Below are 18,168 nucleotides of genomic sequence, written 5' to 3'. Positions count from 1 at the left end.
GGACCTCGCGGACCCGACCGAGCCCCGGACTCCGTCTGGGGGTACCCCCACCGCGCCGCCGCACAGTCAAGGCCGCATTCCGGGACACTTCGTCCTATATGTCGTGTGCCCGGGGAAAGGACGCGACGCCATGTCGGACACCGCCTCGACCCGTGCCACCCGCAACACCCCTGATCGCCGCCCGCTCGTCGCCGCCCCCGATCTGCTGTCCTCGCTGGTCCCCCTGCTCGCCGACTGGGTGCCACGCCAGCGCTGGTTCGCCGGGAAGGGGCGGCTGGTCACCGGCTTCACCCTGCTCTCGGCGACCGAGCTGCTGCCGTGCACCGGCGACGGCACCGCACCGGGCCTGCTGCAACTGCTCGTCCGCGCCCAGCAGAGCGCACCCCCGAGCCGTACCCCGGCCGGCGGCGACCGCTACCAGCTGCTGCTGGGAGTGCACCCCGCGCCGCCGCCCCAGCTGGCGCCCGCCGTGATCGGGCGCCCCGGCGGCGGACCGCTGCGCGGCCGCACCGTCTATGACGCGCTGCTCGACAGCCGGCTCTGCGGGCTGCTGCTGGAGCGGCTGCGGGTCCCGGGCCGGCTCGGCGCGCTGCGCTTCTGCCGGGAGCCCGATGCCGTCATCCCCTCCGGGCTGCCGGGCCGGCCGATCGCCGTCGAGCAGTCCAACTCCTCGATCGTCTACGGCGATTCCTTCATCCTGAAGGTCTTCCGGCGGATCGAGCCGGGCATCAACCCGGATCTGGAGCTGCCGCGGGCCCTCGCGGACGCCAAGTGCGCACGGGTGCCCGCGCCCGCGGCGTGGTTCGAGTCGGCGGCCCCCGACGAGGGCGGCGAGCCGACCACGCTGGGTGTGCTCCAGCCCTTCCTGCCGGGCTCGGCGGACGGCTGGCAGCTGGCGCTGAACGCGCTGGCCGTACGCGCCGACTTCACCGGCTCGGCGCGGGCGCTCGGCCATGCCACCGCCGAGGTGCACACCGCGCTCGCCGAGACGCTGCCGACCACCGAACTGCGCCGCCCGCAGCTGGAGGTGATCGCCGCCCAGATGACCGAGCGGCTGACGGCCACCGCCCGCGCCGTGCCCGTGCTCCAGCCCTACCGGGCCCGGCTGCGTACCGCCTTCGACGCGCTGGCCGCGATCGGCCACGACGGCCGCAGCTGGGCCGCCCAGCGCATCCACGGCGATCTGCACCTGGGCCAGACGCTGCGCTCCGCCGACGAGGGCCGCTGGTCGCTGATCGACTTCGAGGGCGAACCGGCCCGCCCGCTCGCCGAGCGGCGCCGGCCGCAGCCCGCGGTGCGTGATGTCGCGGCGATGCTGCGCTCGTTCGACTATGCCGCGCGCAGCGGACCGGCGGGCGGCGACCCCTGGTCGCTGGAGTGGGCGCGGCGCACCCGGGACGCTTTCTGCCTCGGATATGCCGAGGCCGGCGGGCTCGATCCGCGCTCCGCACCCGAACTGATGCGCGCCTATGAGACCGACAAGGCCGTCTACGAAGTGCTCTACGAGGCCCGGCACCGGCCCGACTGGCTGGCCGTCCCGATGGCCGCCGTCCGGCGCCTGGCGGCGGGCGGGGAGCGGGCCGTGGGGATGGACGGGACCGGCCCGTCCCGGGCCGCCGGGCCCGACGGCCGGGGGTGAGAGGCCGCACCCGAACCGCCGGACCCCCGCCCGTCCGCCCCCGAGACCCGACCGCTGCCCCACCCCGAGGAGGCCCTCTCGTGACCGCCCGCCCGTACCCCGCCACCCACTCAGCCGGATTCCCCTCCGGCTCTCCGTCACCAGCCACCGGCGCCGCGACGACCGGCGGGAACACCGCCGGTCCCACCTTCGCGGCCCGGCCGTCCGGCGTCCGGGGCCCGGCCGCGGCGCCCCACCGGACCGGCGGGGCCGCGGGCCCGCCACGGACGGAGCGGCCGCAGGGCAGCCACGGGGTGCGGGCCGCCGCACCGCTGTCCGATGAGGACCGCGGCCGGCTGCTGGGCGGTGCGCATCACGATCCGCACGGGCTGCTCGGCGCCCATCCCGTACGCGGCGGGCTGCTGCTGCGGGTCCTGCGGCCGTATGCGAAGGGCGTCACCGTCCTGGCGAAGGGGCTGCGGGCCGATCTGCCGTCCGAGGGGGACGGGCTGTTCGCCGGGGTGCTACCGCTGCGCACCGTCCCGGACTACGAGCTGCTGGTCGACTACGGCGACCACACCGTGACCGTGCAGGACCCCTATCGCTTTCTGCCCGCGCTCGGCGAGCTGGATCTGCATCTGTTCGGTGAGGGCCGGCACGAGCAGCTGTGGCAGGCGCTCGGCGCGCGGATCATGGCGCACCAGGGCGTGACCGGCACCCGCTGCACGGTCTGGGCCCCCAACGCCCAGGGCGTCCGGGTCGTCGGCGACTTCAACTACTGGGACGGCACCGGCTTCCCGATGCGCTCGCTGGGCTCGTCCGGTGTCTGGGAGCTCTTCCTCCCGGGCCTCGGCGAGGGCGAGCTGTACAAGTTCGAGATCACCCGGCCGGACGGCTCCAGGACGGTGCGGGCCGACCCGATGGCCCGCCGGACCGAGTGTCCGCCGGCCACCGCCTCGATCGTGGAGGCCTCGCACTACCACTGGAACGACGCCGACTGGATGGCCCGGCGCGGCAGGCGCCCGGTGCACGAGGCCCCGTTCTCCGTCTACGAGGTGCATCTCCCCTCCTGGCGCCCCGGCCTGACCTATCGTCAGTTGGCCGGGCAGCTCCCCGGCTACGTCAAGGACCTGGGCTTCACCCACGTCGAGTTCATGCCGGTCTCCGAGCATCCCTTCGGTGGCTCCTGGGGCTATCAGGTGACCGGTTTCTACGCGCCCACCGCGAGGATGGGCACCCCGGACGACTTCCGGTTCCTGATCGACGCGCTGCACCGGGCCGGCATCGGGGTGCTGATGGACTGGGTGCCGGCGCACTTCCCGCGCGATGACTGGGCGCTGGCGGAGTTCGACGGCCGCCCGCTCTACGAGCCGCAGGATCCGGCCCGGGCCGCGCACCCGGACTGGGGCACCCTGGAGTTCGACTACGGCCGTACCGAGGTCCGTAACTTCCTGGTCGCCAACGCCGTCTACTGGTGCGAGGAGTTCCATATCGACGGCCTCCGGGTGGACGCCGTCGCCTCGATGCTCTACCTCGACTACTCCCGCGAGGACGGCGGCTGGACACCGAACGTGCACGGCGGCCGGGAGAACCTCGATGCGGTCGCCTTCCTCCAGGAGATGAACGCGACGGTCTACCGCCGCTGCCCCGGCGTCGTCACCATCGCCGAGGAGTCCACGGCCTGGGACGGCGTCACCCGCGCCACGCATCATGCCGGGCCCGGCGGCTTCGGCGGGCTGGGCTTCGGCCTGAAGTGGAACATGGGCTGGATGCATGACTCCCTCGGCTATGTCTCCAAGGATCCGGTGCACCGGAAGTACCACCACGGCGAGATGACCTTCTCCATGATCTACGCCTACTCCGAGAACTATGTGCTGCCGATCTCCCATGACGAGGTGGTGCACGGCAAGCGCGCGCTGGTGTCGAAGATGCCCGGTGACTGGTGGCAGCAGCGCGCCGGCCACCGGGCCTATCTCGGCTTCATGTGGGCCCACCCCGGTAAGCAACTCCTCTTCATGGGGCAGGAGTTCGCTCAGGGCGCGGAGTGGGCGGAGAGTCATGGACCGGACTGGTGGCTGCTCGATTCCTCGTACGAGGCGGAGCCGGACCACCGGGGCGTCCGCGATCTCGTGCGCGAGCTGAACCGTCATTACGCCGCCACGCCCGCGCTGTGGGAGCGCGACACCGACCCGGCCGGCTTCTCCTGGATCGACGGCGAGGCGAGCGAGGACAATGTCTTCCCCTTCCTGCGCTTCGCCGCCGACAACTCCCCGCTGATCTCGGTCACCAACTTCTCCCCCGTCGTCCGCCGGACCTACCGGCTCGGTGTCCCCGACCGTCTCCCCGCCTGGCGCGAGGTCCTCAACACCGATGACCCGCGCTACGGCGGCAGCGGCGTCGGCAACCCCGGCGTCCTCACGGCCGAACCGACCCCCTGGAACGGCCGCGCCGCCTCCCTCGCCCTGGTGCTTCCCCCACTGGCCACCCTCTGGCTGAGGCCGTCCTGATCCCTCACGGCTGATGGTTGTCGGACCCTGCTTGTGCTGCTTCTACTCCCCCGCCGAACAGATCCGTCCCCCACGTCGCTATGGCCCGTTCCTCCTTGTTCGTCCCCCCGCGCGGCCGGCGCCGGCCGACCGCGTTTCCCTGTCACTTGCATGGTGTCAGGGGGCACTGACAATCCCTCCGCGAGGAGTAAAGGTGCAGGTCGGAGCGGTAGTCGAGAGTCATGGCGAGAGCGCGGGCGGCAGGCGCGCCGAAGGGGCGGGTGCCGTGTGTCCTTGGGTTCTAGGAGTCGTTGCAACACCCCAGTTCAGGGGATGCAATGGACTTCGAGGTCCGTAAGGACCGGGCGCCACAGGGCCCTCGGAAGCTGACCCGGGAGCGGGAGGCATACTCCCGGCTCATGCAGCAGGGCTTCAGCAACCGAGAGGCGTGCCGGATCGTCGGGATCGATGAGCGGACCGGCCAGAAGTGGCGTAATGGGCGCAGACCCACCGGGTCGCAGAGGAAGGCTCTGCTGCCGCTTCGCGCGGCAGCAGAGCCTTCCGGTCCGTCGCGGTACCTGCGCGAGGCTGATCGCATCCACATCGCCGACCGGCTGCGGGAGAAGGCGGCCCTGCGGACGATCGCTGCCGAGCTGGGCCGCAGCCCGTCCACATCAGCCGGGAGATCAAGCGCAACTGCCACCCCGGCAGCGGGGCTTACCGCCCGCATGCAGCTCAGGCCCGCGCGGACGCCCGCCGACCGCGCCCCAAGCCCGGCAAGATCGGCCAGAACTCCGAGCTGCGGGACTTCATCCAGGACCACCTCGGCCGAAAGTGGAGTCCGGAGCAGATCTGCCAGGCTCTACGGAACCAGTTTCCCCAGCGGCCGGAGATGCACGTGGTCCACGAGACGGTCTACCAGGCCCTCTACGTCCAGGGCCGCGGTGAGCTTCGCCGTGAGCTGACCAAAGCCCTCCGCCAGGGACGCGCCTGGCGCAAACCAGAACACCAACGGCCTGCTGCGGCAGTACTTCCCCAAAGGCACCGATCTCAGGGCCCACGCCCCAGAGCACCTGGCCGCCGTCGCCGCCGAACTCAACAGCCGGCCACGCAAAACGCTCGACTGGGAAACCCCAGCCGAGCGCCTGCATAAACTGCTCGCGGCCTGATCAAACCGACCACGTGTTGCGACGACCGCTAGAAACCGCCGTCCGGCACCCGCCCCTTCTCCCCTCTTTGAGGCCCGGGGTCAGACCTTGGCGGACGCCTTCTCCGCGCCGCCGTCCCGCGGCGCGACGACCGCCGCGCCGGCCGGCTGCGCGGGCGCGTCGTCGACCAGCGTCTTCTCGTCGAACGGCACCTGTCCGGCGAGCACTTCGGTCACCCGGCCCTTGTCGATCTCCTTGGTCCAGGTGCCGATCAGCACGGTGGCGACCGCGTTGCCGGCGAAGTTGGTCAGGGCGCGTGCCTCGCTCATGAAGCGGTCGATGCCGACGATCAGGCCGACGCCGTCGACCAGTTCGGGGCGGTGCGACTGGAGACCGCCGGCCAGCGTCGCCAGTCCGGCGCCGGTGACCCCGGCCGCTCCCTTCGACGCGATGACCATGAACACCAGCAGCGAGATCTGCTGGCCGAGCGGGAGCGGCTTGCCCATCGCCTCGGCCACGAACAGCGAGGACATCGTCAGGTAGATGGCGGTGCCGTCGAGGTTGAAGCTGTAGCCGGTGGGGACGGTGATGCCGACCACCGGCTTGCTGACGCCCAGGTGCTCCATCTTCGCGATCAGCCGGGGCAGCGCCGACTCCGAGGAGGAGGTGGACAGGATCAGCAGGAATTCCCGGCCGAGGTACTTCAGCAGCCGGAAGATGTTGATGCCGGCGACCAGCCGGAGCAGCGTGCCGAGCACCACGATCACGAACAGCAGACAGGTGAGGTAGAAGCCGACCATGATGACGGCGAGGGACTTCAGCGCGTCCAGGCCGGTCTCGCCGACCACCGCCGCGATGGCGCCGAAGGCACCCACCGGCGCCGCCCACATGATCATGGCCAGGACCCGGAAGACCAGCTTCTGGAGGTGCCCGACACCGCGCAGCACCGGCTCGCCCGCCGAGCCCAGCGACTGGAGGCCGAAGCCGACCAGCAGCGCCACCAGCAGCGTCTGGAGCACCTCGCCCTGGGTGAAGGCGGAGACCAGCGTGGTGGGGATCATGCCGAGCAGGAACTCGGGCAGCGACTCGCCGCCGCCCTCGGTCTGGGCGTGCCCGGCGTGCTTGACGGTCTCGGTCAGATGGAGGCCGGAGCCGGGGTCCAGCAGATTGCCGACGACCAGGCCGATGGCGAGCGCGACGGTGGACATCACCATGAAGTAGCCGAGGGCCAGGCCGCCGACCGCGCCGACCTTGGCGGCCTTCCGCACCGAGCCGACCCCCAGCACGATGGTGCAGAAGATGACGGGCGAGATCATCATCTTGATCAGGTTCACGAAGCCGGTGCCGAGCGGCTTGAGCTGGACGGCGACACCGGGCGCGGCGAAGCCCACGACGATGCCGAGCAGCACCGCCCCGATCACGGCGATGTAGAGGAAATGGGTCCGGTCCCGCTTCACGGGCCCGGTCTCCTCGGTGGTGCCCCCACGCGGCGGGGTCTGTGCAGCCACGGCTGCCTCCTCGGTCTACGGCTCTGCTGATCTGCGGCTCTGTCACACCACAAGTTCCGGTGACTATGCACGGCGCTGTGGCGCCCGTCACCCTTACGTACATTTCGTTCACGTAAAAGTGACCGTGCAGACGGTTCCGCGGTCACCGTGCAGACTGTTCTGCATGCGACTCCCCCGACCCCGCCCTTCCCGACGGCTGCGCGGCCCGCGCAGCCTCGCCGGGCAGCTGTTCGCCATGCAGGTGGTGCTGGTGGCGGTGGTCGTCATGGGCTGCGCGCTCTTCGCGTACGTCAGCGCCGGGCGGCAGGCGGAGGAGACCGCGCGGCGGCAGGCGACCGCGGCGGCCACCGCCGTCGCCGACTCCCCGGCGGTCGTGGCGGCGGCCCGTACCAAGGACCCGACGGCCACGCTCCAGCCGTACAGCGAACGGCTGCGGCGGGACGCCGGGGTGGACTTCGTGGTGGTCATGTCGCCGCAGGGGATCCGCTGGACGCACCCCGAGCCGTCCGCGATCGGCAAGAAGTACTTCGGGCACATCGGCCCGGCGCTGCGCGGCGAGATCTTCCCCGAGACGCACCTGGGGGTGCTCGGGCCGTCCGTACGGGTCGTCGCACCGGTCCGGGACCCGCAGCGCGGCGGCCGGATCACGGCGCTGGTCAGTTCCGGGATCACCATCGAGACGATCAGCGCGCAGCTGCGCGACCAGGTGCTGGCGCTGGTGGGCGTGGCCGCCGCGGCGCTGGCGCTCGGCGGCCTGGGGACGTATGTGATCAACGCCCGGCTGCGGCGGCACACCCACGGGATGAACGCCGGGGAGCTCAGCCGGATGCACGACTACCACCAGGCCGCGCTGCACGCCGTACGCGAGGGGCTGCTGATGCTCGACGGGCAGCGCAGGGTCGCCCTGATCAACGACGGCGGGCGGGAGCTGCTGGGGCTGTCCGAGGACGCGGTGGGCCGCCGGGTCACCGAGCTGGGGCTGCCGGAGCCGCTGACCGAGGCGCTGCTGGAGCCCGGCCCACGGGTCGACGAGCTTCAGCTGACCCGTGAGCGGGTGCTGGTCGTCAACTCCTCGCCGGTCTCCGGCGGGGAACGGCGGGGCAGTGTCGTGACCCTGCGCGATCACACCGAACTCCAGGCGCTCTCCGGGGAGTTGGACTCGGTACGCGGGTTCACCGAGGCGCTGCGCTCGCAGGCCCATGAGGCCGCCAACCGGCTGCACGCCGTGGTCTCGCTGATCGAACTGGGGCGGGCCGAGGAGGCCGTGGAGTTCGCCACCGCGGAGCTGGAACTGGCGCAGGCGCTGACCGATCAGGTCGTCGGCGCGGTCGCCGAGCCGGTGCTCGCGGCGCTGCTGCTCGGCAAGGCGGCCCAGGCCAACGAGCGCGGGGTGGAACTGACGCTGACGCCCGACAGCCGGATCGACGACGGGCTGCTGCCGCCCGGTCTGCCGGCCCGCGATCTGGTCACCGTGCTGGGCAACCTCCTGGACAACGCCATCGACGCCGCCGCGCCGACCCAGGAGCACACCGCCACCGAGCCGCCCCGGGTGCGGGTCACCGCACGGGCGGCCGGGGGCGAGCTGCTGCTGCGGGTGGCGGACACCGGGCCGGGGGTGGCCGCGGAGGCCGCCGAGGAGATCTTCCGCCGGGGCTGGAGCACCAAGACGGGTCCGGCGACCCCCGCCCGGGGCCGCGGGCTGGGCCTGGCCCTGGTCCAGCAGGCGGTCCGGCGCAACGGCGGCACCGTCACGCTGGACCGGGCGGCGGAGGGCGGCGCGCGGTTCACCGTACGGCTGCCGCTGCGGGCGGGGGCCGCGAGATGAGCGGGCAGCCGCCCTGCGCGGACCGCCCGGCGGCGAGAGGATGGATGCGGTGACCCCCTCCGACATCCGGGTCCTCGTCGTCGAGGACGATCCGGTCGCGGCCGACGCCCATGCCCTGTACGTCGGGCGGGTGCCGGGCTTCACCGTCTCCGGCACCGTGCACTCCGGCGCCGACGCCCGCCGCCACCTCGAACAGCACGCCGTCGATCTGCTGCTGCTCGACCTCAACCTGCCCGACGGCCACGGGCTCCAGCTGGTGCGGACGCTGCGCGCGGCCGGGCACACCGCCGACATCATCGCGGTCACCTCCGCCCGGGATCTGACGATGGTGCGCGAGGGCGTCTCGCTGGGCGTGGTGCAGTACGTCCTCAAGCCGTTCACCTTCGCCACCCTGCGCGACCGGCTCACCCGCTATGCGGAGTTCCGGGCCGCCACCGGCGAGGCCAGCGGGCAGGACGAGGTGGACCGGGCGATCGGCGCGCTGCGCGCACCGCGTCCGGCCGCGCTGCCCAAGGGGCTGACGGCGGCCACCCTCCAGGCGGTGACCACGGTGCTGCGGGCCGCCGGAAGCGGGCTGACGGCGACCGAGGCGGCCGCCGACGTGGGCATCTCGCGGATCACCGCCCGCCGTTATCTCGAACATCTCGTGGAGAGCGGCCGGGCCGCCCGCGCCCCGCAGTACGGCCAGGTGGGCCGCCCCGAATTGCGCTATCGCTGGTCGGGCCATTGACCCACTGTGACCGGTGACTTACTTTCAGCGGGCAGGACACCGTGGTTAGTTGGAGGTCGTGCCGTGCGCCCCACCGCCCCGCTGAGGTTTCTCGCCGCCACCGTCGTGGCCGCCGGCACGCTCACCGCCTGCGGCGGCGGGTCCGGCAGCGACACCGACACCGTCAAGGTCGCCTTCATCAAGGACACCAACAGCAAGGTCACCGTCCGGGATGACTATGTCCGGCTGGTGGCACGGCAGTTCGAGAAGGACCACCCCGGCAAGAAGGTCCGGCTGATCCCGATCCAGGCGTCCGAGAACGACTACTACACCAAGATCCAGCAGATGATGCGCTCCCCGCGGACCGCACCGGATGTGGTCTACGAGGACACCTTCCTGGTCAACTCCGATATCACCGCGGGGCTGTTACGGCCGCTGGACAGCCATCTGCGCACCTGGGACGACTGGCGGCAGTTCGAGCCGGCCGCGAAGGCCGCGGCCAGGGGGCAGGACGGCCGGACCTACGGCGTTCCGGACGGTACGGACACCCGCGGGCTGTGGTTCAACAAGAAGATCTTCAAGAAGGCCGGACTGCCCGCCGACTGGCGGCCCCGGACCTGGGACGAGGTGCTGGACGCGGCCCGGACGATCAAGCGCAGGGTCCCCGGCGTCATCCCGCTGAACGTCTTCACCGGCAAGGGCGCCGGCGAGGCCGCCGTGATGCAGGGCTTCGAGATGCTGCTCTACGGCACCGGCGAGCACCAGCTCTACGACCCGGGCGCGAAGAAGTGGGTGACCGGCACCCGGGGCTTCCGGGACAGCCTGACCTTCCTCGACACGGTCTACAAGGAGCACCTCGGGCCCGAGGTCTCCGATGCGCTCAGCCCCAACATCCAGACCAATGTGGCCGCCGAGCTGCTGCCCGAGGAGAAGCTCGCGATCGATCTCGACGGCTCCTGGCTGGGCCAGCAGTGGCAGAAGACGGGCGGCGGCAACCCCTGGCCCGAGTGGTCCAGCACGCTCGGGCAGACCCCGTTCCCCACCCAGCACGGCGCGCCGCCCGGCAAGGTCAGCCTGGCCGGCGGCTGGACGTGGTCGGTGCCGCGGAAGGCCCAGCAGCCCGCTCTGGCCTGGAAGTTGATCGAGACCTTCCAGTCGAGGCCGAACGCCCTGGAGTGGTGCGTCCGCGGCGCCCAGATCGCGGTGCGCAAGGACGTCGCGGCCGATCCCCGCTACCGGACGTCGGCGCCCGGCATCGGCTTCTTCACCGGTCTGGTCGGGGTCAGCCGGTACCGGCCCGCGCTGCCCGAGTACCCCAGGGTGGCCGCGGCGATCGGCGAGGCGATGGAGGCGGTCACCGCCGATGACGCCTCGCCGGACAAGGCGGCCGCGGACTATGACACCACGCTGAAGTCCCTGGTCGGCGGCCGCACCGTCGCCAAGCCGTGACCGGCGCCGTCGCCCGGGCCGCGGCCCGCGCCCGGCGGCCCGGTGCCCCGCCGGCCGGCGGCCCGCGGACCCGGCTGCTGCGCTGGTCCCCGCTCGTCCCGGCCACCGTCCTGCTGCTGCTCTTCCTCGTCGGCCCGATCGGCTACTGCGTCCTCATCGCCTTCACCGACACCCAGCTGACCGGCCAGGAGTCGGCGTCCTTCGTCGGACTGGCCAACTTCCGCCGGGCCGTGGGCGATCCGGCCTTCCGCAACGCCGTCGCGCTGACCCTGGTGTTCACCGTGCTCTCCTCGCTCGTCGGGCAGAACACCCTGGGGCTGGCACTGGCCGGTCTGATGCGCCGCGCCTCACGGCCCGTACGGGCCCTGACCGGCGCGATGGTGATCACCGCCTGGGTGCTCCCGGAGATCGTCGCGGGCTTTTTGCTCTACACCTTCTTCGAGCGCCGCGGCACCCTCAACGCCCTGCTGGACTGGCTCCACCTACCCGCCCAGAACTGGCTGTTCACGCTGCCCATCGTGGCCGTGTCGTTCGCCAACGTCTGGCGCGGTACGGCCTTCTCGATGCTGATCTACTCCGCGGCGCTGGCCGGGATCCCCCAGGAGGTCAGCGAGTCCGCAGAGGTCGACGGGGCCGACGGGCTGCGGCGGCTGTGGCACATCACGCTCCCGATGATCCGCCGCTCCATCGGCACCAATCTGATGCTCAACACCCTTCAGACGCTCTCCGTCTTCGGGCTGACCTGGGCGATGACCCGGGGCGGTCCGGGCAACCGCAGCCAGACGCTGCCGGTGTTCATGTACGACCAGGCGTTCCTGAAGTCCCTGATCGGCTACGGCACCGCGGTGGCACTGCTGTTGCTGCTGGTGGGGGCGCTGTTCTCGGTCGTCTATCTGCGGCTGCTGCGCGAGGAGGTCTGATTGTGCCGCTCCCCCGCCGTCACCTCCCCCGGGCTCTCCGGCATGCTCCGGGCAGGGGGCGCCGCCACCGGCTGGCCGCCGACGCCGGGCTGCTGGCCGTCGCGGTGGCGTTCGCGGTGCCGCTGGTCTGGCTGGTGCCGGCGTCGCTGGACGCGGAGGCGACGCTGCGGGTGCGGCTGCCCGCGGCCCCGACGCTGCACAACTTCTCGGCGGTGCTGACCGACGAGATCACCTTCACCCCGATGCTCAACAGCCTGCTGATCTGCGGCGGCGCGACTCTGCTGACGGTGGTCTGCGCGGCGCTTGCCGCCTATCCGCTGTCCCGCTTCCGCTCCCGTCTCGCCCGCCCGTACCTGCTCACCGTCCTGTTCTCCACCTGTCTGCCGGTCACCGCGGTGATGGTCCCGGTCTACGGGCTGTTCGTGCAGGTCGATCTGATCGACACCCGGTACGGCACCGCGCTGTTCCTGGCCGCCGCCCAACTCCCGTTCGCCATCTGGCTGATGAAGAACTTCATGGACGGGGTGCCGAAGGTCCTGGAGGAGGCGGCGTGGACGGACGGGGCCTCCTGGCCGCAGACCCTGCTGCGGGTGATCCTGCCGCTGATGGGCCCCGGCGTCGCCGTCGTGGCGATCTACACCTTCATCATGATGTGGGGGAATTTCTTCGTCCCCTTCATGCTGCTGCTCTCCCCCGAGCAACTGCCCGCCTCGGTCAGCATTTTCACGTTCTTCGGCAACTACGGCGCCATTGCCTTCGGCGAACTGGCGGCCTTCTCGATCCTGTACTCGACACCGGTCGTCGTGCTGTACATCCTGATCTCCGGACGGCTCGGCGGCGGCTTCGCGCTCGGCGGTGCCGTGAAGGGCTGAGGCGCCGGTGCACGGGAAGACTCCCGAGGCCGGAACGGGAAACCGGCCGGTTAGGAGCTTCCTACGACTTTCCGGCTTGGGCATCCGCACGATAGGTGCGGCCGGACCCCGTCACTTACCGTGTGCCGGTGAACACGCACGCCGGGGAGACCGACCGTCCCCCTTTCGACGCCGCGGCCGCCCGCCGCCTCCGTGAGGCCCTCGGCATGACCCCCGCGCATGTCGCCTATGGCATAGCGGCCGCCTTCGGTATGCGGATCACGCCCGAAACGGTGGCGTCCTGGGAACGGGCGGAGGACTCCCCCACGGAGGCCGAACTGACCGCGCTGGCCGGTGCCCTGTGGTGCGCACCGGGCGAGCTGCTCGGCGCGCCGGGCACCCTGCGCGAATACCGGCTGGCGCTCGGCCTCGCCCCGGTGGACCTCGCGCTGCGTATCGGCATGGACCCAGGCGCGTACGAGCGGCTGGAGGCCGGCGGGGTCTGGCGCGGCAACGACCGGCAGTCCGCGGCGCTCGCCGAGGTGCTGCGGCTGCCGCTGCCCGCACTGCTCCGCTTCACCGGCCGGGACGGGAAGCTGGCCGAGCTGCTGACCAGCGCCGCCACCACCCGCTGGCAGGCCTATGTCCGGCCGGTCGGCAAGCTCGTGCAGCTGCCGAAACAGCAGCTCCAGGACGTACTGCAGAACCTGCACGACGAGTATCAGACGACCATGGCCGCCACGCTCCACTGGGGCGACGGGGGCAGCCCCGAGGAGTCCGGCCGGGCGGGGCGCGCCTTTCTCGATGACATCGTGGCGGAATTCTGGGCCCGGGCCGGTGGCCGGGAACGCTGAGCGCGGGCGGCAACCCTGACCCTGCCCGTCGGCCGCGGGGCGGACGGGCATCCGTCCAGAGAATGACGCCGGGGCCGGTGATGGCACTTCCGGCCGGTCCGGCTTTCGGTCCCTGCGGGTGAAGACCGCGCTGACCTGCGCTCGAAGAATAGGAACGTCGAAAACTTCCGTTCCTTCTCCAGGAGTCCCCGTGTCCCACGCGGCTGCCATCCCGGGCTTCCCCGGTTCCTCCACCTCCCCCCACGCCGCCGTCGCCGCCCGCGCCACGGACCTGAACAAGGTCTATGGCCAGGGCGAGACCCGTGTGGTCGCGCTGGACTCCGTCTCGGTCGAGTTCGGCAAGGCCCGGTTCACCGCCATCATGGGCCCCTCCGGCTCCGGCAAGTCGACGCTGATGCACTGCATGGCCGGACTGGACACCATCTCGTCCGGCTCGGCCCGGATCGGCGACGTGGAGCTGGGGTCGCTGAACGACAAGCAGCTGACGCGGCTGCGCCGGGACAAGATCGGCTTCATCTTCCAGGCGTTCAATCTGCTGCCGACGCTGTCCGCGCTGGAGAACATCACGCTGCCGATGGACATCGCGGGCCGCAAGCCGGACCGGGAGTGGGTCAGCAGGGTGGTCGAGACGGTCGGCCTGTCCGGGCGCCTGTCCCACCGGCCGGCCCAGCTCTCCGGCGGCCAGCAGCAGCGGGTCGCGGTCGCCCGGGCGCTGGCCGCCCAGCCGGAGATCATCTTCGCGGACGAGCCGACCGGCAACCTCGACTCCCGCTCCGGCGCCGAAGTGCTGGGCTTCCTGCGGGAGTCGGTGCGGGCCATGGGCCAGACGGTGGTGATGGTCACTCATGACCCGGTCGCCGCGGGCTACGCGGACCGGGTGGTCTTCCTCGCGGACGGCCGGATCGTCGAGGAGCTCCACGAGCCGACCGCGGACGCCGTCCTGGACCGGATGCGGCTCTTCGACGCCAAGGGCCGTACGAGCTGACGCCGGACACCACCCGGCACCGCCACCCTCCCTCTCCCGCACCGGACCAGGACTGACACCACCACCATGCTGCGAACTGCCCTGCGCAACGTGCTTGCGCACAAAGCCCGATTGATGATGACCGCGCTCGCGGTCCTGCTCGGCGTCGCCTTCGTCGCCGGCACCCTGATCTTCAGCGACACCGTCGGCGAGGCCCTCAAGAGGGCCTCCACCAAGAACCTCGCGGGGGTGGCCGTCTCCGTCCAGGCCCTCCCCGACCCGGACGCCCCCCTCACCGACAAGGACGGCAAGCGCACCACCGCCCTCGACGGCAAGCTGGCGGACAAGGTCCGCGCGCTGCCCGGCGTGCAGTCTCTACGGCGCAATGTCAACGGGCAGGCGACCCTCGCCGGCCCGGACGGCATGCCGATCGGCAACGACTGGCAGAACATCGGCACCAACTTCCAGCCGGACAAGGACGGTCACGACCCCCGCTACCCGCTGCTGAAGGGCCGCGGACCGGCCGCCGCCAACGAGATCGCGCTGGACGAGGCGACCGCGAAGGCGGCCGGGCACAAGCTGGGCGACACCGTGCGGTTCGCCACCGACGGTCCGGTGCTGACGAAGAAGCTGGTCGGCATCGTCTCCACCGACGACCCGCAGGTGACCGCGGGCGGCAGCCTCGCACTCTTCGACACCGCCACCGCGCAGAAGCTCTACCTGCACCCCGGGCAGTTCGACGAGCTGGTGGTGGCCGCCGAGCCCGGCACCGATCAGCAGGCCCTGACCGCGAAGGTCCTCAAGGTCCTGCCCAAGGAGCGCGCCGCGGCGACCAGCGGTGACGAGCTCGCCGCCGAGCAGGCCCGGCGGGTCGCCGAGCAGAACAAGGCGCTGAGCTCGACCCTGCTGGTGTTCGCCGGGATCGCCCTGTTCGTCGGGGTGTTCATCATCGCCAACACCTTCACCATGCTGATCTCCCAGCGCAGCCGCGAGATCGCGCTGCTGCGCGCGGTCGGTGCCTCGCGCCGGCAGGTCGTCCGCTCGGTGCTGGCCGAGGCGGGGCTGCTGGGCCTGATCTCCTCGGTCGTCGGCTTCGCGCTGGGCGCCGGGATCGCGGTGAGCCTGCGAGCGGTGCTCAACGCCAATGGCGCGGGCTTCCCGGACGGGCCGGTCATCGTCAGCCCGACCGCGGTGCTCTCCTCGCTCGCGGTGGGTGTCGTGGTGACCGTGCTGGCCGCCTGGCTGCCGTCCCGCAAGGCCGCGAAGATCGCCCCGGTCGAGGCGCTCAGCACCGTCGAGGCGCCGCCGGCCCTGCGCAGCCTGGTGATCCGCAATGTGCTCGGCGCGATCATCACCGGCCTCGGTGTCGCGGTCATGTTCTACGTCTCCACGCTGAAGTCCTCCGATGACCTGCCGATCGCGATGGCGGGCTCGATGCTGACACTGACCGGCGTCATCATCCTCGCGCCGCTGCTGTCGCGGCCCCTGGTCTCACTGGCGGGCGTGGTGACCACCCGGCTCTTCGGCATCGGCGGCAAGCTGGCCAAGCAGAACGCGCTGCGCAACCCGCGCCGTACGGCGGCGACCGCTTCGGCGCTGATGATCGGCCTCACCCTGATCACCGGCATGACGGTCGTCGGGAACTCGGCACAGGAGGCCATGGACAAGATGACGGCCAACGGGCTGAAGGCCGACTACAAGGTCCAGAACACCAACTTCACCGACCTGGACGCCGGACCGTCGAAGAAGGTGGCGGACCTCCCGGGCGTCGAGGCGATGGCCCCGCTGCGCAGCGTCGGCTTCCAGGCCGATGGGCGCTATACGGACCTCACCGGCACCGACCTCGCGGCGGTCGGCAAGGTCCTCCAGCTGGACTTCACGAGCGGTGCGCCGGCCCGCGGAGCCGACGAGATCGCGATCTCCCGGACCGCGGCCAAGGAGAGGGGCTGGCACACCGGCCAGACGGTGGACGCGAGGTTCGACGACAAGAAGACGGCGAAGCTGAAGATCACCGGTATCTACGAGGACAACCAGGAGCTCACCAGTGCTTTCGGCTCCACCTCTCTGGTGGACCCGCACATGACGCAGGTGAAGAACGACAAGCTGCTGGTGAAGGCCCGGGGCGGGGCGAGCGAGGAGCTGGAGAAGCAGATCCGGCACACCCTCGGCGAGAGCCCGCTGCTGAAGGTCCAGGACCACGCCGACCTGCGCAAGGAGAACGCCGGAAAGATCGAGACCCTGCTCTACATCGTGTACGGGCTGCTGGGCATGGCCGTCATCATCGCGGTGGTCGGCGTCGTCAACACCCTTGCGATGTCGGTCTTCGAGCGGACCCGCGAGATCGGGATGCTGCGGGCGATCGGACTGGCCCGCGCCGGTATCAAGGAGATGGTCCGGCTGGAGTCGGTGGTCATCTCGCTGTTCGGCGCGGTGCTGGGGATCGGCGTGGGCGTCTTCCTCTCCTGGGCCGCCGGCAACCTGGTCAGCCAGGGGCTCCCGACGTACGAACTGCTGCTGCCCTGGGGCCGGCTGGCGCTGTTCCTGCTGATCGCGCTGGTCGTGGGCGTGCTGGCCGCGCTGTGGCCGGCCCGCCGGGCGGCCCGGCTGAACATGCTGGAAGCCATCGGCGCACAGTGACCGCTTGACCGCCACCCCCCACAAAAGCGGCGCGCCTGCCCTCAACCGAGGTCAGGCGCGCCGCCGTTGGTATGTCCGGCGAGCAGCGGGGCTCAGAAGACCGACTCGGCCTCGTCCATCCGCCACTCGGGCACCCTCTTGAGCTCGGTGACCGCCTCGTGCAGCGGCACCATCGTGATGTCGGTGCCGCGCAGCGCGGTCATCTTGCCGAAGTCGCCGCGGTGGGCGGCCTCGACGGCGTGCCAGCCGAAGCGGGTGGCGAGTACCCGGTCGTACGCGGTGGGGGTACCGCCGCGCTGCACATGGCCGAGAATGACCGGCCGGGCTTCCTTGCCGAGGCGCTTCTCCAGTTCGGTGGCCAGGTGGTTGCCGATACCGGAGAACCGCTCGTGCCCGAACTGGTCGATCGCGCCCTTCTTGTAGTCCATGGTCTCCTCGGCGGGGTGCGCCCCCTCCGCGACACAGACGACCGCGAACTTCTTGCCCCGGGCGAACCGCTCCTCGACCATCGTGACCAGGTCGTCGACGTCGAAGGGGCGCTCGGGCAGACAGATGCCGTGGGCGCCGCCGGCCATCCCGGACTCCAGCGCGATCCAGCCCGCGTGCCGTCCCATCACCTCGACGACCATGACCCGCTGGTGCGACTCCGCGGTGGTCTTGAGGCGGTCGATGGCCTCCGTCGCGACGCCGACGGCGGTGTCGAAGCCGAAGGTGCGGTCGGTGGAGGAGATGTCGTTGTCGATGGTCTTGGGGACACCGACGACCGGCATGCCGGCGTCCGCCAGCATCCGCGCGGCCGTGAGGGTGCCCTCGCCGCCGATCGGGATCAGGACATCGATGCCGTAGTCCTTGGACATGTCCTTGGACTTCTCACAGGCCTCACGGAGCCGGTTGCGCTCCAGCCGGGACGAGCCGAGGATGGTGCCACCGCGGGCCAGGATGCCGCTGACCGCCTCCAGGTCGAGCTTGCGGTAGCGGCCTTCGAGCAGCCCCTTGAAGCCGTCCTCAAAACCTATGACCTCGTCACCGTGTCCGGTGAGGGCACGGTGGACAACAGATCGGATCACAGCGTTCAGACCAGGGCAGTCGCCGCCTGCGGTGAGGACTCCGATACGCATCGTGCTGTGTCTCCTGTGCTCGCTGTTGGTTCGTGTGAGCCGGTCCGATTGTTTCACGGGCAGCCCGGCCCTCCCCGCACA

12 protein-coding genes and 2 pseudogenes are annotated in these 18,168 nt (G+C 71.3%); 12 read left to right on the top strand and 2 right to left on the bottom strand.

From position 1 onward, the window contains the following. The first annotated feature begins 130 nt into the window (after positions 1–130). The 4 genes and pseudogenes from AC3EUV_RS18110 to AC3EUV_RS18095 form a co-directional block, all read left to right on the top strand. On the top strand, positions 131–1,639 hold the full coding sequence (locus AC3EUV_RS18110; RefSeq protein WP_435603340.1) for a maltokinase N-terminal cap-like domain-containing protein: 1,509 nt from the start codon (positions 131–133) through the stop codon (positions 1,637–1,639). Between the two features lie 293 nt (positions 1,640–1,932). Next, positions 1,933–4,125: a 1,4-alpha-glucan branching enzyme gene (gene glgB, locus AC3EUV_RS18105; protein ID WP_435603398.1), complete on the top strand. Its 2,193-nt coding sequence runs from the start codon at positions 1,933–1,935 to the stop codon at positions 4,123–4,125. Between the two features lie 317 nt (positions 4,126–4,442). After that, positions 4,443–5,116: pseudogene (locus tag AC3EUV_RS18100) on the top strand (transposase); the annotation flags it as partial. Next, positions 5,097–5,273: pseudogene (locus AC3EUV_RS18095) on the top strand (transposase); the annotation flags it as partial. The pseudogenes AC3EUV_RS18100 and AC3EUV_RS18095, both read left to right, overlap by 20 nt. 80 nt (positions 5,274–5,353) lie before the next feature. Here AC3EUV_RS18095 and AC3EUV_RS18090 read toward each other — a convergent pair. Further along, on the bottom strand, positions 5,354–6,760 hold the full coding sequence (locus AC3EUV_RS18090) for a cation:dicarboxylate symporter family transporter (protein WP_435603339.1): 1,407 nt from the start codon (positions 6,758–6,760) through the stop codon (positions 5,354–5,356). Positions 6,761–6,923: 163 nt separating this feature from the next. On the opposite strand from AC3EUV_RS18090, the gene AC3EUV_RS18085 reads away from it, so the two are divergent. The 8 genes from AC3EUV_RS18085 (at position 6,924) to AC3EUV_RS18050 (ending at position 16,969) form a co-directional block, all read left to right on the top strand. After that, positions 6,924–8,585 carry a sensor histidine kinase gene (locus tag AC3EUV_RS18085; protein WP_432145881.1) on the top strand — a complete coding sequence of 554 codons (1,662 nt, stop codon included), beginning with the start codon at positions 6,924–6,926 and terminating at the stop codon, positions 8,583–8,585. Between the two features lie 49 nt (positions 8,586–8,634). Then, positions 8,635–9,315: a response regulator gene (locus tag AC3EUV_RS18080; protein WP_435603338.1), complete on the top strand. Its 681-nt coding sequence runs from the start codon at positions 8,635–8,637 to the stop codon at positions 9,313–9,315. Between the two features lie 63 nt (positions 9,316–9,378). After that, a complete protein-coding gene (locus AC3EUV_RS18075; RefSeq protein WP_432145883.1) occupies positions 9,379–10,743 on the top strand; it encodes an extracellular solute-binding protein in 1,365 nt (454 codons plus the stop codon). Next, positions 10,740–11,663 (top strand): carbohydrate ABC transporter permease, encoded by a 924-nt coding sequence (locus tag AC3EUV_RS18070; RefSeq protein ID WP_435603337.1) that lies wholly within the window; start codon positions 10,740–10,742, stop codon positions 11,661–11,663. Before AC3EUV_RS18075 ends, AC3EUV_RS18070 begins: the two co-directional genes overlap by 4 nt. Before the next feature lie 2 nt (positions 11,664–11,665). Continuing rightward, positions 11,666–12,535, top strand: a complete 870-nt coding sequence (locus AC3EUV_RS18065; RefSeq protein WP_432145885.1) for a carbohydrate ABC transporter permease — start codon at positions 11,666–11,668, stop codon at positions 12,533–12,535. Between the two features lie 122 nt (positions 12,536–12,657). Then, complete coding sequence (locus tag AC3EUV_RS18060) at positions 12,658–13,368, top strand: helix-turn-helix domain-containing protein (RefSeq protein WP_432145886.1); 711 nt, start codon at positions 12,658–12,660, stop codon at positions 13,366–13,368. 190 nt (positions 13,369–13,558) lie between these two features. Beyond that, a complete protein-coding gene (locus tag AC3EUV_RS18055) occupies positions 13,559–14,353 on the top strand; it encodes an ABC transporter ATP-binding protein (protein WP_435603336.1) in 795 nt (264 codons plus the stop codon). Positions 14,354–14,419: 66 nt separating this feature from the next. Next, the gene (locus tag AC3EUV_RS18050; RefSeq protein WP_435603335.1) at positions 14,420–16,969 is read left to right on the top strand and encodes an ABC transporter permease; all 2,550 of its coding nucleotides are present in this window, start codon (positions 14,420–14,422) and stop codon (positions 16,967–16,969) included. 92 nt (positions 16,970–17,061) lie between these two features. On the opposite strand, the gene AC3EUV_RS18045 is transcribed toward AC3EUV_RS18050, so the two are convergent. After that, positions 17,062–18,087, bottom strand: a complete 1,026-nt coding sequence (locus AC3EUV_RS18045; protein WP_432145889.1) for an ATP-dependent 6-phosphofructokinase — start codon at positions 18,085–18,087, stop codon at positions 17,062–17,064. Positions 18,088–18,168: the final 81 nt, after the last annotated feature.

It is taken from the genome of Streptomyces sp. bgisy130 (assembly GCF_057708345.1).
The sequence above is the reverse complement of the archived record's forward strand: the minus strand, read 5'-3'. Positions and strand labels throughout refer to the sequence as shown.

Excerpts from the sequence above, each read along its gene's own strand:
- AC3EUV_RS18110 (WP_435603340.1), top strand. The coding sequence starts at position 131 with ATGTCGGACACCGCCTCGACCCGTGCCACCCGCAACACCCCTGATCGC.
- AC3EUV_RS18085 (WP_432145881.1), top strand. The coding sequence starts at position 6,924 with ATGCGACTCCCCCGACCCCGCCCTTCCCGACGGCTGCGCGGCCCGCGC.
- AC3EUV_RS18050 (WP_435603335.1), top strand. The coding sequence starts at position 14,420 with ATGCTGCGAACTGCCCTGCGCAACGTGCTTGCGCACAAAGCCCGATTG.
- AC3EUV_RS18045 (WP_432145889.1), bottom strand. The coding sequence starts at position 18,087 with ATGCGTATCGGAGTCCTCACCGCAGGCGGCGACTGCCCTGGTCTGAAC.